This is a genomic window from Streptomyces hypolithicus (assembly GCF_052934925.1).
Genome location: NZ_CM128811.1, coordinates 3,282,057 through 3,293,843 on the forward strand (window position 1 = coordinate 3,282,057; position 11,787 = coordinate 3,293,843).

General features: G+C 68.6%; 17 protein-coding genes. 9 read left to right on the forward strand and 8 right to left on the reverse strand.

Features of this window, described 5'->3' with window-relative positions:
* The first annotated feature begins 406 nt into the window (after positions 1-406).
* Positions 407-1,177 (forward strand): hypothetical protein, encoded by a 771-nt coding sequence (locus ACU6WZ_RS15520; protein WP_447028645.1) that lies wholly within the window; start codon positions 407-409, stop codon positions 1,175-1,177.
* Here ACU6WZ_RS15520 and ACU6WZ_RS15525 read toward each other — a convergent pair.
* From ACU6WZ_RS15525 to ACU6WZ_RS15540, 4 genes are read right to left on the reverse strand one after another with little or no spacing between them, the layout of a single operon-like run.
* Entirely contained in the window at positions 1,174-1,395 is a 222-nt protein-coding gene (locus ACU6WZ_RS15525) for a DUF397 domain-containing protein (RefSeq protein ID WP_447028646.1), read from the reverse strand. The genes ACU6WZ_RS15520 and ACU6WZ_RS15525 overlap by 4 nt on opposite strands.
* 3 nt (positions 1,396-1,398) lie before the next feature.
* Positions 1,399-1,581, reverse strand: coding sequence for a DUF397 domain-containing protein (locus ACU6WZ_RS15530; protein ID WP_447028647.1), 183 nt, complete (start codon positions 1,579-1,581; stop codon positions 1,399-1,401).
* Positions 1,574-1,765, reverse strand: coding sequence for a DUF397 domain-containing protein (locus ACU6WZ_RS15535; RefSeq protein WP_447028648.1), 192 nt, complete (start codon positions 1,763-1,765; stop codon positions 1,574-1,576). Before ACU6WZ_RS15535 ends, ACU6WZ_RS15530 begins: the two co-directional genes overlap by 8 nt.
* Complete coding sequence (locus ACU6WZ_RS15540; protein ID WP_447034054.1) at positions 1,752-2,273, reverse strand: DUF5753 domain-containing protein; 522 nt, start codon at positions 2,271-2,273, stop codon at positions 1,752-1,754. The genes ACU6WZ_RS15535 and ACU6WZ_RS15540 overlap by 14 nt, the downstream gene beginning before the upstream one ends.
* A gap of 47 nt (positions 2,274-2,320) precedes the next feature.
* On the opposite strand from ACU6WZ_RS15540, the gene ACU6WZ_RS15545 reads away from it, so the two are divergent.
* The 4 genes from ACU6WZ_RS15545 (at position 2,321) to ACU6WZ_RS15560 (ending at position 5,094) form a co-directional block, all read left to right on the forward strand.
* Positions 2,321-2,542: an AbrB/MazE/SpoVT family DNA-binding domain-containing protein gene (locus ACU6WZ_RS15545; protein WP_447028649.1), complete on the forward strand. Its 222-nt coding sequence runs from the start codon at positions 2,321-2,323 to the stop codon at positions 2,540-2,542.
* On the forward strand, positions 2,532-2,990 hold the full coding sequence (locus tag ACU6WZ_RS15550; RefSeq protein ID WP_447028650.1) for a type II toxin-antitoxin system VapC family toxin: 459 nt from the start codon (positions 2,532-2,534) through the stop codon (positions 2,988-2,990). Before ACU6WZ_RS15545 ends, ACU6WZ_RS15550 begins: the two co-directional genes overlap by 11 nt.
* A gap of 109 nt (positions 2,991-3,099) precedes the next feature.
* Positions 3,100-4,125 (forward strand): bifunctional lytic transglycosylase/C40 family peptidase, encoded by a 1,026-nt coding sequence (locus tag ACU6WZ_RS15555; protein WP_447028651.1) that lies wholly within the window; start codon positions 3,100-3,102, stop codon positions 4,123-4,125.
* A 216-nt stretch (positions 4,126-4,341) separates the two neighbouring features.
* Positions 4,342-5,094 carry a phosphatase PAP2 family protein gene (locus ACU6WZ_RS15560; protein WP_447028652.1) on the forward strand — a complete coding sequence of 251 codons (753 nt, stop codon included), beginning with the start codon at positions 4,342-4,344 and terminating at the stop codon, positions 5,092-5,094.
* A 29-nt stretch (positions 5,095-5,123) separates the two neighbouring features.
* Here the strand turns inward: ACU6WZ_RS15560 and ACU6WZ_RS15565 are convergent, their stop codons facing one another.
* Together ACU6WZ_RS15565 and ACU6WZ_RS15570 are read right to left on the reverse strand one after the other, a co-directional pair.
* Positions 5,124-6,722 carry an FAD-binding oxidoreductase gene (locus ACU6WZ_RS15565; RefSeq protein ID WP_447028653.1) on the reverse strand — a complete coding sequence of 533 codons (1,599 nt, stop codon included), beginning with the start codon at positions 6,720-6,722 and terminating at the stop codon, positions 5,124-5,126.
* Positions 6,723-6,906: 184 nt separating this feature from the next.
* Entirely contained in the window at positions 6,907-7,071 is a 165-nt protein-coding gene (locus ACU6WZ_RS15570) for a hypothetical protein (protein WP_447028654.1), read from the reverse strand.
* A gap of 357 nt (positions 7,072-7,428) precedes the next feature.
* Here ACU6WZ_RS15570 and ACU6WZ_RS15575 point away from each other — a divergent pair, with 357 nt between their 5' ends.
* Positions 7,429-8,250: an SCO4651 family lipoprotein gene (locus tag ACU6WZ_RS15575; RefSeq protein ID WP_447028655.1), complete on the forward strand. Its 822-nt coding sequence runs from the start codon at positions 7,429-7,431 to the stop codon at positions 8,248-8,250.
* 128 nt (positions 8,251-8,378) lie between these two features.
* Positions 8,379-8,522 (forward strand): hypothetical protein, encoded by a 144-nt coding sequence (locus ACU6WZ_RS15580; RefSeq protein ID WP_447034330.1) that lies wholly within the window; start codon positions 8,379-8,381, stop codon positions 8,520-8,522.
* A 59-nt stretch (positions 8,523-8,581) separates the two neighbouring features.
* Here the strand turns inward: ACU6WZ_RS15580 and ACU6WZ_RS15585 are convergent, their stop codons facing one another.
* Complete coding sequence (locus ACU6WZ_RS15585) at positions 8,582-8,950, reverse strand: metal-sensitive transcriptional regulator (RefSeq protein WP_447028656.1); 369 nt, start codon at positions 8,948-8,950, stop codon at positions 8,582-8,584.
* Between the two features lie 194 nt (positions 8,951-9,144).
* Between ACU6WZ_RS15585 and ACU6WZ_RS15590 the strand changes: the two genes are divergently transcribed.
* Positions 9,145-9,765 (forward strand): DUF47 domain-containing protein, encoded by a 621-nt coding sequence (locus ACU6WZ_RS15590; RefSeq protein ID WP_447028657.1) that lies wholly within the window; start codon positions 9,145-9,147, stop codon positions 9,763-9,765.
* Between the two features lie 6 nt (positions 9,766-9,771).
* Positions 9,772-10,770, forward strand: a complete 999-nt coding sequence (locus tag ACU6WZ_RS15595) for an inorganic phosphate transporter (RefSeq protein WP_447028658.1) — start codon at positions 9,772-9,774, stop codon at positions 10,768-10,770.
* Positions 10,771-11,010: 240 nt separating this feature from the next.
* Here the strand turns inward: ACU6WZ_RS15595 and pstB are convergent, their stop codons facing one another.
* The gene (pstB, locus tag ACU6WZ_RS15600; protein WP_447028659.1) at positions 11,011-11,787 is read right to left on the reverse strand and encodes a phosphate ABC transporter ATP-binding protein PstB; all 777 of its coding nucleotides are present in this window, start codon (positions 11,785-11,787) and stop codon (positions 11,011-11,013) included.

The window sequence follows — 11,787 nt, forward strand, 5'->3', positions numbered from 1 at the left end:
CTTCGCTGATGAAACCGCACTGGTATGTCGACTTCGTGGCTGTCTTTACCCGACTTTCGCACCGATCACCGGTCCCGCCGCCCTGACCTGCGGTCACGACCGGATGTACGCCAAACGCGTATGGTCACTCTGTGTACCACGAGGGGTGACTGCGGGCAATGATTGGCGTTATACACCTTTGGTCGGGTTGATGTGTCCGGCGCGCTGCGGCCGGGTGTCCCCGTGCCGGAGGCCGGCCCCGGTGCCCCGTAAAGCTGACGAGTAATCATGAATGGTTCGCGGCGAAGTCATTTAGTGAAGAGGTTGTCTGCGTTTCCGCTTTCTGAATGCAGGAGAAAGGCCGTGCGGCCCGAGATGTATCCTGCGGGCGATCATTTTGGCTCTCGACGGTGAACTCCCGCTGCATATGAAGAATGCCGCGCAGTCGCTGGAGAAGGCCGCCACCTGGTTGGACACCTGGGACGGCGATCTCACGGCTCATCACGACCTGGCGAAGAAGTACGACGCCGACGCCGGCGAGAAGAAGACCGCGGCGGGCAAGGCCAAGGGGCGGCACGACGAGGCCGGCCGGCATCCGGACCTCAAGCTGGCGGGCCGGCAGTTCCCCAGCCAGGAGGAGGCTGACGCCGCGACGGCGCGGCTGCGTGCCGCCGAGCGTTCGCTGAACGAGGCGGCGTCCTGGCGCTGCTCACCTTCCTGGCTTCGCTCGCTGCCGAGACCGCGAAGGGCGCCTGCAGGCTTCGCGATCGCCCTTCTCATGGGCATCGTTTTCCCCTGCGTGCTGTACGCGTACTTCGGCGCCCTGCTCCGGCTGCGCCGCATGCGCAAGGTGATGCGCTTGTACGCCTGGGAGCTCCGGGGGGCCGCCCGCCGGTTGAGCCAGAAGCAACCGGACGGCGTACCCGTTCAGCTCAGGACCGGACCTGGCGACGACGACTGGTCGGAGCCCATGCGGGCACGTAATCCGCTTCGCTGGAATCGCTGGTCGGCGGAGATGGAGAACGGCGCATGGTTCGCCGGCGACCCTGCGTTCGGCGGAGTGATAGCACTGCCTGGTGGCGGTGGGCTGATGAGCCTGGGACGCGGCTCGCGGCTGAGCTTCGATCAGTTCCGCGAGCTGTCCCAGGACGCGGAGCGCTTCGGCCGCGCCCGCGACGCGGGGATTGGCCGCCGTTAGTCCAGTCCGGCGAAGTGATCGAACTCGCCTGCCTGTACGCCGAGTACGAACGCATCCCACTTCTTCTGGGTCGTCGTGACGACGTTCTCCGGGTCGCTGGTCTCGCGGAGGTAGACCAGCTCGTCGGGGCCGAATGCGATCTCGATCCAGGGGCCGGGCCCCTGGTCGCCCTCGGGGGCGGCGCGGACCCAGTCCAGGTCGGCGGGGATCTCAGCCATGGTTCAGGACTCCTTGACGGTGCGGAGCAGGGCGGCGAAGGCGGTGGGGTTCGTGGTGAGTATGACCCCGGCGGGGTCAGCGCTCTCGCTCAGTTTGACCGTACGGCCGCTCGCTGCGGTAACGCTTACGCATGCCTCGCCCTGCGCGCAATACGAGGACTTCTGCCAGGCGGAGGCGTCAGTCATGGGGACGCTCCTTGAGGGATCGGGTCAGGGCCGCGAAGGCGGTGGGGGTGCTGCTGAGTATGGCGCCAGTCGGGTCGCTGCTCTCCGTGAGTTTGACCGCCCCGCTTGTGCCGAGGGCGACGTGGACGCACGAGTCGCCCTGGGCACAGTAGGAGGACTTCTGCCAATGGTCATACGCGGGCATGGGTGTTCCCCTCAAGGTGTCGGCCGATGTTGTGGATCATGTCCCGAGTGACTGCCGGGGACACCGCAGCAGCTTCGATCAGGGTGAACAGGGTGCGGTAGTTCTGGAGCTGATTCTCCGCATCGAGGAACGCGAGGCCATGGGACTGGTCGAGGGGGACGGTGTCCAACTGGGGAACTGGGCCGTGGGCGTAGTAGATGGACTGGCCCGAACCCGGGATAGCGCCGGCCTTGAACGGGATGACCTGGATGGTCATGTGGTCACGCTCGCTCATGTCGAGGAGGTGCTGGAGCTGCGCCCGTGCGATCTTGCGCCCACCGACCTCCGTGCGTAGCGCGGCTTCGTGGATGAGCGCCTGATACTGGCGCGGCTCAGGCTCATACAGGACGGCTTGGCGCATGATGCGGAACGAAACGCGGTGCTCGATGTCCGGCGGGGACAGCTCAGGTGCGCGGCTCTGTCGAGTGCGTGCGGTGAGGGTGGAGCTAGTATTACGTGGTACGTGTATTACGGGATACGGTCGGAGCCAGGCGGCAGCGGAGGTGCCCTGTGAGGGTGAACAGCAAGGGGCAGGTGACGATCCCCGCCGAGCTGCGCGAGCAGATCGGGCTCCGGCCCGGAGACGAGGTCGATGTCGTGGCGGAAGGCGGCACGCTGCGCATAGTGCGCCGGGAGGGCAGCGCTACGCGGGGGCAGCGAGCCACGCGTCGGCTGCGCGGCACCGCGACGACCGACCTGAGTACGGACGAGCTCATGGAGCTGTTGCGTGGCGAGTAGGCATCTGCGCGCGGTCGAGTCGGCCCGGGAGGCGCGAGCGGCCCCGGTCACCCTCATCGACTCCTGTGTGCTGCTCGACATCGCGACCAACCATCCCAAGTGGGCCGACTGGTCGGACGAGGCCCTCGCGCGGGCACGCGACGAGGGGGACGTGGTCATCAATCCGCTGGTCTACGCCGAGGTGTCCGTTGGGTTTGCCTCCATCGAGGCGCTGGACGCAGTGCTCCCGCCGGACGACTACAGCAGGGAACAACTTCCCTACGAGGCCGGCTTCCTCGCAGGCAAGGCGTTCCTGGCCTACCGGCGGCAAGGCGGGACGAAGGCCTCGCCGCTGCCTGACTTTTACATCGGCGCGCACGCGGCGGTCCGGTCGTATCGCCTGCTCACGCGGGACGTGGCGCGTTATCGCACCTACTTTCCGAGGGTCGAGCTGATCCACCCCGGCTGATCTCCCTTGTGAACGGCGGCTCGGACCTATGTGACGACGTGTGCGACACCGCATCGGTCGCTTGACGCAAACAGCTGTGAACCCGGCTTCGATGGGGGAGGGTTGGGGGGTGCGCAAAGTCTGGGTGGCCAGTGGAGTCGGAATAGGGCTGTGCCTGAGCTTCGTCGCGCTGCTCGTCGTCGGGACCTTCTCCGCCGCCGCGGGGCTGGCCGGTGCTGCGGGGGGCGGGCGGGCGGTCGGGCTGGCCAAGGGGGCCGTACCCGGGCGCTACCAGCCGCTCGTAAAGAAGTGGGGCAACCTGTGCCCGGCCATCAACCCCGCGCTTCTCGCTGCGCAGTTGTACCAGGAGAGTGGCTGGAACCCGCAGGCGCAGAGCCCGGCCAACGCGCGTGGCATCGCGCAGTTCATCCCCGGGACGTGGGCCTCCCACGGGATCGACGGGGACGGTGACGGCGACCGGGACATCTGGGATCCGGCCGACGCGATTCCGTCAGCCGCGACGTACGACTGCGAATTGGCCGGATACGTAAAGAAGGTGGCGGGGGATCAGACGAAGAACATGCTCGCCGCCTACAACGCCGGCGCGTACGCCGTCATCAAGTACGGGGGTGTGCCGCCGTACCGCGAGACACAGAACTACGTGAAGATCATCACCAGTCTGGAGCAGAGCTTCGCGCGCCCCGTCGGGCGGGTCGAGCCGTCGCGGCAGGCGGCGGGGGCGATCTACTTCGCGCAGAAGAAGCTGGGCACGAAGTACCTGTGGGGTGGCAACGGGACGCCGGACCAGGGCGGGCGTTTCGACTGCTCGGGGCTTACGCAGGCCGCGTACCGGACGGTCGGGATCGAGCTGCCGCGCGTCGCCAATGACCAGTACAACGCCGGGCCGCACCCCTCGCGGGACGAGCTGCTCCCCGGGGACCTCGTCTTCTTCTCGGACGACTTGACGAATTCACGCGCGATCCGGCACGTCGGTCTGTACGTTGGCGGCGGGTACATGATCAATGCGCCCTTCACCGGTGCCGTGATCCGCTTCGACAAGATCGATACCCCGGACTACTTCGGTGCGACGCGAGTCACCGAAGACGGTGCGAAAGCTCTCCCCACGGACCTGCCGGGAGACCGCAGCGCTACGTGACATGGCTTGAACTCTCTGCCAGTCGTGCCCCCTGAGCTGCGGCGATCCGTCTCTCTTCGATAACGTCATGGTGATCTTTCGGTGGAGACTGGAACGGCTGGGGCGGACGGGGCGTTCCCTTGACCGGGGCAGTGGGCGTGGATCACGGGGATTCGCAGGAGCGGCACGCAGTCACGTGTGCCGCGCAGCAGGCAACAAGGCAAGGGGCCGCGGCAGATGGCTGGACTCGCACTGGATGGGGCGAACCCCGACGTCAGTCTGCTCTACGACATCAACGGACTGGCCGCGGATGCGCCGGGCTGGTTCGACCGGGTCATGGAGTTCACCGGCGAGTACGGAATCATGCTGGGCATGATCCTGGTGGCGCTCGGGTGCTGGTGGAGCGTGCGTCGCGGCGAGGACGCGGTCGGTTCGGTCGCCGCGCTCGTGTGGGCGCCGCTGGCGGCCGGAATCGCGCTGCTGATCAACATTCCCATCCGGGGGTTCGTGGAACGGCCGAGACCGTTCAACGACCACGAGGGCCTGGAAGTCCTGGTGGCCGGCAAGACCGACTACTCGTTCGTCAGCGACCACGCGACGATGGCGATGGCGATCGGCGTCGGCGTCTTCATGGCCAGCCGGAAGTTCGGTCTCGCCGCGATCGGGCTGGCGCTGGTCGAAGGCTTCTGCCGCGTCTACATGGGCGTGCACTACCCGACCGACGTCGTCGGCGGACTCGCCCTCGGCACGGCCGTGGCGCTGCTGCTCGCGCCGGTCGCGATGGCCCTGCTCACGCCGCTCATGGGTGCGATCGCCCGTTCGGAGAAGGTGGCTTGGCTCGTACGGGCGAAGGGCTCCGCCGAGCGGGGCGTGGCGGTCGCCGGCGTGGGAACGGGCCCGGCGGACGGTTCGGGTTCCGGTCCGGGCGGGGGCGCTGTGGTGCCTGGCCAGCGGGCCGCGGACAGCGAGCGCAACGACCTCGCGGCCTGAGCTGAGTGGGCCGGCGTGCGCCGGTTCCGTCACAGCGCCTGCGGGAAGTCGAAGAGCCGGTCGGGGTCGTAACGCTTCTTCAGCTCGGTCAGGCGGTCCGCGGCAGCGCCGTAGTACGCCGAGCGCCAGTCGGTCAGGGACGGGTCCGTGTAGTTCTGGTACGCCGCGCCCGAGGCGTACCGGCGCATCGCCCCATGGGTGTTTTTCAGCCAGGTCTGCTGGGCGGTGCCGGGCGTTCCGGCGCGCCAGGCGCCGATGTACTGGGCGAGCATCCGTGAGCGCCGGTGCACGAACGCCGTCGCGAGCGGGTCGACGCGGTTCACCGCACCGCCGAGTGCGGTCAGCGCGATGCTGCCGCCGCCGGCGCCCTGGGCCACCGAGATCCGGGTGAACGCCTCGGCCCGGGCGAGCAGCGCGCGGATACCGGCCGAGGGCAGCGAACGGTCGTAGAAGTCGCTGCGGGCCGCGTAGGTCTCGCGGCCGAGGACGCCTTCGGGGGCGCGGCCGGGGGTGGTGCCGGGCAGGTGGCACTGGGCGTCGCTGAGACCGGCGCAGCCGGCGTACAGGAGCATCGCTTCCTGGTAGCTGCGGCGGCGCAGGGAGACGGAGCGGGCCGGGGCGCCGATCTTGTCGGCGAGGCGGTCGACGGCGTTCTGGAGTTCGCCGTACGCACCGAGGGAGAAGGCGGAGACGGAGACCGTGGGGAGCGCTCCGCCGGCGCCCGCGGCGAGATGCATCGACGACCAGATCTCGTCGGGCTGGGTCGGGCCCCACTCCTGCCAGGCCGCGACGACCGCGTGCGCCTTCGACCAGGGCCACGAGAGGAACGCGGAGACGCCGGCGGGGGCGTCGTGGGTGCGGAAGGTCAGTTCGGTCACTACGCCGAAGTTGCCGCTGCCCGCGCCCCGCAGGGCCCAGAAGAGGTCGGCGTTCTCGGTGGCCGAGCAGCGCAGGCGCTTGCCAGCGGCGGTGATGAGAGTGGCGGAGGTGAGGCTGTCGCAGGTCAGGCCGTACGCGCGGGAGACGACTCCGTGGCCGCCGCCGAGGGTGAGACCGGAGATGCCGACGGTGGGGCAGGAGCCCGCGGGGACGGTGCGGTGGCCGGCGCGGGAGAGGCCCTGGTAGACGTCGATGAGCTTGGCGCCGGCGCCGATGGTGGCGGCGGTGCGGTTCGCTTTGACGCCTGCCAGCTTCGATACGTCGATGACGAGGCGGCCGGTGCCGCTGGACCAGCCCGCGTAGGAATGACCACCGTTGCGGATGGCTACGGGGGTGCGGTGCGATCTGGCGAAGGTCAGGCACTCCTTGATGTCCGCGTCGTTCGCGACGTAGGCGACGGCGGCCGGCTTCAGGCTGTCGAAGCGGGTGTTGTAGAGCTGGCGGGCGGTCTTGTACTGGGCGTCGTCCGGGCGGACGAGCGAGCCGGCGAGGCTGCGGGCGAGAGCCGGCCAGGTGGGGACTCGCGCAGGGGCGGCCGTGCGGGTGTTTGGGCGGGGGCGGGGGTTTGGGCCGGCGTCTGTGCCCGTGCCGTTGCGGCTGTCGGTGCCGGGGGTGGCGCCTGTGCAGGCGGTTGCTGCGGCCGTGGCCGCGAGGGCCGTGGCCGAGGCCAGAAGTGAGCGCCGCTCCATGGTTGTTGCCTCCCCACCAACGAGACGGCGTTCGGGTGCAACGGGTTCCATCGGGCGCGGGTGAGTGCCGGGTGGGTTTTTCCCCAGCCCCGCCCCTTCCCGAAACCGGGGGCAAGCCCCCGGACCCCTGAGACGTGCGGGACGCTGCGCGCCTCACCACAGCCCGCACCGCCTACGTCACAGGTCAGCCGGCCACCGCGTGCAGCTCCGCGTCGGTGCGGGCTCGGTCGCGCGAACGACGGGCGGGGCCGCGCCAGCCGCAGGAGCAGTGGGCGTAGCAGAAGGAACCGCGTTCGGTGGTGCCGGTGCGGTGCGTCTGGGTGGCGTGCGTCGGGGGGTGGTGGAGCACGGGTCCACGGTACTGGGGTGGTGGGGTGGCGGGTTCGGCGGTCGGAGGCCGGCGCAGCGGGCCGAAGCTCAGGAGGCCCCTTGGGGCCGAGTGATGCGAGGGGCGCGTCGGGAGGACGTGTGGTGCGTCTGGGGGGTGTGCGTCGGGGGGTGGTGGAGCACGGGTCCACGGTACTGGGGGTGGTGGGGTGGGCGGGTTCGGCGGTCGGCGCAGCGCTGTGTGGCTCGGGCGGGCGCGGCGGGCGGGGGGGGGGTGGGACGGGTCGCCTTTCGCGGGGGCGTTACTGGGGTGGTGGGGGGTCGTTAGGAGGGGCGGGTGGATTGGACCTGGTGCGGTAGGCGTTGGGGGTTGGCGGCGATGGTGGTGCAGCAGAGGGCCAAGGGCGGGGCGGTCGCCGTAGCCGTCGTCGCGGGGTTGATCGCCTCCGCCGGGTGTTCCGGCGGTGGCGCGGTCGCCGAGGACCAGCAGGCCGGCGACCCCGTCGAGACCGTGCGCAAGGCCGCCGACGCGCTCGTCGCCGCCGGAAGCTCCAAGGCCCGTACGTCGATGGTCATGGCCACCGGCGGTACCCGGGTCACCATCCGGGGCGAGGGAGCGTACGACTTCCGGAAGCGGACGGGGCAGCTCAAGGTGATGCTGCCGCAGGATCCCACCGGCGTCGACAAGCACCGGCCGATCACCGAACTGCTGGCCCCCGGCGCGCTCTACATGAAGAACCGCGGGGCGGGCGTGCCCGCCGACAAGTGGGTGCGTATCGACACCACCGACCTGGACGACGGCAATCTGGTCACCGGGGGTGCGACCGATCCGCTGGCCGCCGCCGAGCTGCTGCGCGGGACGAAGGAAGCGACGTACGTCGGGAAGGCCGACCTGGCCGGGACCTCCGTCCGGCATTACCGGGGGGTCACGGACATCGGGGCGGCCGCCCGTACCGCCGCGCCGCACGCGCGCGCCGCGCTGGCCGCGGCGGCGAAAGGGTTCTCCAAGGACGCGGTGCCGTTCGACGCGTACTTCGACGACGAGGGGCGGCTGCGCAAGGTCCGCCACCGCTTCGACTTCGCCAACGCGGGGCGTACGGTCGCCGTCGCCTCGACCACGCTCCTCTACGCCTTCGGGTCGCCGGTCGAGGTGCGGTTTCCCGCCGACCGGGACATCTACGCCGGGAAGATCCAGGCGTAGGAAGATCCAGGCGTAGGAAGGGGGGTGGGTGGGGCGGAAATGGTCCGTCCGTGCCATGCGCGTTGTGTGTGCCGCTGCCTACGCTAGGAAGCCGACGACGGCTGAAAGAGGTGATGCACGTGGCTCCGATGGCCAGTACACCCGTCCAGGACCACATCGCCCTGGCCGAGATCGAGCTGTGCGGTGAGCTGATGATCGCGGCGTCCACTGCCGACGAGGAACGGCTCAGCTCGGACCGTATCGACGAGGTGCTGAAAGTTGAGGGCGTGTAGGGCGCGGCGTACGTGGGCGGCGGCTGAGCTGCTGATGAGGGGTGCGGACCCCGGCGGGGTCAGGTGCGCAGCAGGCGGGCGATGGCCTTGGTCGCTTCTTCGACCTTCTCGTCGATCTCCCCGCCTCCCTTGACCGCCGCGTCGGCCACGCAGTGCCGCAGGTGCTCCTCCAGGAGTTGGAGCGCGAAGGACTGGAGCGCCTTCGTCGAAGCGGAGACCTGGGTGAGTATGTCGATGCAGTAGACGTCCTCGTCGACCAGCCTCTGGAGGCCACGGATCTGGCCCTCGATCCGGCGCAGGCGCTTGAGGTGCTCGTCCTTCTGCTTGTGGTAACCGTGCACACCTCGGTCGTGGTCGGTCACGATGGAAGATGAGCTTCCGGAGGGCGCTTCGGTCGTGGTCGCGCCGGCCGCCTCGCTGGTCGTCATGGCGTCCTCCCTTGTCCTGAAAGGGGTTGTATACCCCTGATGGGTATATGGTAGCGAATTTCGTGGGTAGGGGTCCGGGGGCCCGTGCTGATCACTGTGCCCGATGGGCGACACTGAACAACGCCGGTTAGCCGTGGCCGGATGATGCGCCTAGCATCACCCTGACCGAAACCAATGCACCCCGAGGACCCCACGTGCGCTTTCGTCTGACCCCCAGGGAGACGAGCTTCTACGACATGTTTTCCGCATCCGCGGACAACATCGTCACGGGCTCCAAGCTCCTCATGGAACTGCTCGGGGCGGATTCCTCCGCCCGGGCCGAGATCGCGGAGCGGATGAGGGCAGCGGAGCACGCGGGGGACGACGCGACTCATGCGATCTTCCACCAGCTGAACTCCTCGTTCATCACGCCGTTCGACCGCGAGGACATCTACAACCTCGCTTCGTCGCTCGACGACATCATGGACTTCATGGAGGAGGCCGTCGACCTGGTCGTGCTGTACCAGGTCGAGGAGCTGCCGAAGGGTGTCGAGCAGCAGATCGAGGTGCTGGCGCGGGCCGCCGAGCTGACGGCCGAGGCCATGCCGCACCTGCGGACCATGGACAACCTCACCGAGTACTGGATCGAGGTCAACCGCCTCGAGAACCAGGCCGACCAGATTCACCGCAAGCTTCTCGCGCAACTGTTCAACGGCAAGTACGACGCCATGGACGTGCTCAAGCTGAAGCAGATCGTGGATGTGCTGGAGGAGGCGGCCGACGCCTTCGAGCACGTCGCCAACACGGTCGAGACGATCGCCGTCAAGGAGTCCTGACCCCCGGTGGACACCTTTGCGCTCATCGTGACCATCGGGGTCGCGCTCGGATTCACGTACACCAACGGCTTTCACGATTCCGCGAACGCCATCGCGACTTCGGTTTCCACGCGGGCGCTCACCCCGCGCGCGGCTCTTGCCATGGCCGCCGTGATGAACCTCGCCGGTGCCTTCCTCGGCAGCGGTGTCGCCAAGACCGTCAGCGAGGGGCTGATCGCGACCCCCCAGGGCGCGAAGGGGATGGGCATCCTCTTCGCGGCGCTGATCGGCGCGATCGTATGGAACCTTGTGACCTGGTACTTCGGGTTGCCTTCGTCGTCCTCGCATGCGCTGTTCGGCGGCATGGTGGGTGCGGCGCTCGCGGGCGGTACGACCGTTTACTGGTCCGGCGTCCTGGAGAAGGTCGTCATTCCGATGTTCGTGTCCCCGTTCGTGGGGCTCATCCTCGGATATCTGGTGATGGTCGCCATCCTGTGGATGTTCCGCAAGGCCAACCCGTCCAAGGCGAAGCGCGGCTTCCGTATAGCCCAGACGGTTTCGGCGGCCGCGATGGCGCTCGGGCACGGTCTGCAGGACGCGCAGAAGACGATGGGCATCGTGGTGATGGCGCTGGTCATCGCCGATGTCGAGGACCAGGGCGATGCGATCCCGACCTGGGTCAAGATCGCGTGTGCGCTGATGCTTTCGCTCGGTACGTACGCGGGTGGCTGGCGCATCATGCGGACGCTGGGGCGCCGGATCATTGAGCTGGACCCGCCGCAGGGGTTCGCCGCGGAGACGACTGCGGCGTCCGTGATGTACACGGCGTCGTTCATGTTCCACGCGCCGATCTCGACGACGCATGTCATCACCTCCGCGATCATGGGTGTGGGGTCGACCAAGGGGTCGCGTGCGGTGCGGTGGGGGGTGGCCAAGAACATCGTGATGGGGTGGTTCATTACGATGCCGGCTGCGGCGCTGGTGGCTGCGGCGAGTTATTGGGTCGTACTTCTGGCGTTTGGCTGACGCGGGTGCGGGTGCCCCTTCCCGAACGGGGCTCCGCCCCGGACCCCGGTCCTCAAACGCCGGACGGGCTGAATGGTGCGGCACCGGCTGGGTGAAGTCGCCGGGCCTGTGGGGATGCCATGTCGCCGGACCTGCGAGACGTGAAATGGGCCCGCCCTCTGCTCCTTGGAAGGAGTGGAGGGCGGGCCCTTTGTCTTGCGGTGGCACCGCCATGCAGCACCGCAGGACAGGGGTGCCGGCTTAGCCGAAGCGGCCGGAGATGTAGTCCTCCGTGGCCTGCACGGAGGGGTTGGAGAAGATCCGCTCGGTGTCGTCGATCTCGATGAGCTTGCCGGGCTGGCCGACCGCCGAGAGGTTGAAGAAGGCCGTACGGTCCGAGACGCGCGCCGCCTGCTGCATGTTGTGCGTCACGATGACGATCGTGAAGCGCTCCTTCAGCTCACCGATCAGGTCCTCGATCGCGAGAGTCGAGATCGGGTCCAGCGCCGAGCACGGCTCGTCCATCAGGAGCACCTGCGGCTCCACCGCGATGGCGCGGGCGATGCACAGGCGCTGCTGCTGGCCGCCGGAGAGGCCGGAGCCGGGCTTGTTCAGGCGGTCCTTGACCTCGTTCCAGAGGTTGGCGCCCTTGAGGGACTTCTCGACGATCTCGTTCAGCTTGTTCTTCTTGTACGAGCCGTTGAGGCGCAGGCCCGCCGCCACGTTGTCGAAGATCGACATGGTGGGGAAGGGGTTGGGGCGCTGGAAGACCATGCCGACCGTACGGCGTACGGCGACCGGGTCGACCTCCTTGGCGTACAGGTTCTCGTCGTCCAGCAGCACCTTGCCCTCGACGCGGCCGCCGGGGGTGACCTCGTGCATCCGGTTCAGGGTGCGCAGGAAGGTGGACTTGCCGCAGCCGGACGGGCCGATGAAGGCCGTCACCGAGCGGGGCTCGACGGTCATCGAGATGTCGTCGATCGCCTTGTGGGTGCCGTAGTAGGCCGACAGGCCGCTGATGTCGATTCGCTTGGCCAT

Excerpts from the sequence above, each read along its gene's own strand:
- ACU6WZ_RS15520 (WP_447028645.1), top strand. The coding sequence starts at position 407 with ATGAAGAATGCCGCGCAGTCGCTGGAGAAGGCCGCCACCTGGTTGGAC.
- ACU6WZ_RS15580 (WP_447034330.1), top strand. The coding sequence starts at position 8,379 with ATGGCCAGTACACCCGTCCAGGACCACATCGCCCTGGCCGAGATCGAG.
- ACU6WZ_RS15525 (WP_447028646.1), bottom strand. The coding sequence starts at position 1,395 with ATGGCTGAGATCCCCGCCGACCTGGACTGGGTCCGCGCCGCCCCCGAG.
- ACU6WZ_RS15585 (WP_447028656.1), bottom strand. The coding sequence starts at position 8,950 with ATGACGACCAGCGAGGCGGCCGGCGCGACCACGACCGAAGCGCCCTCC.
- ACU6WZ_RS15560 (WP_447028652.1), top strand. The coding sequence starts at position 4,342 with ATGGCTGGACTCGCACTGGATGGGGCGAACCCCGACGTCAGTCTGCTC.
- ACU6WZ_RS15530 (WP_447028647.1), bottom strand. The coding sequence starts at position 1,581 with ATGACTGACGCCTCCGCCTGGCAGAAGTCCTCGTATTGCGCGCAGGGC.
- ACU6WZ_RS15565 (WP_447028653.1), bottom strand. The coding sequence starts at position 6,722 with ATGGAGCGGCGCTCACTTCTGGCCTCGGCCACGGCCCTCGCGGCCACG.
- ACU6WZ_RS15575 (WP_447028655.1), top strand. The coding sequence starts at position 7,429 with ATGGTGGTGCAGCAGAGGGCCAAGGGCGGGGCGGTCGCCGTAGCCGTC.
- pstB (WP_447028659.1), bottom strand. The coding sequence starts at position 11,787 with ATGGCCAAGCGAATCGACATCAGCGGCCTGTCGGCCTACTACGGCACC.
- ACU6WZ_RS15535 (WP_447028648.1), bottom strand. The coding sequence starts at position 1,765 with ATGCCCGCGTATGACCATTGGCAGAAGTCCTCCTACTGTGCCCAGGGC.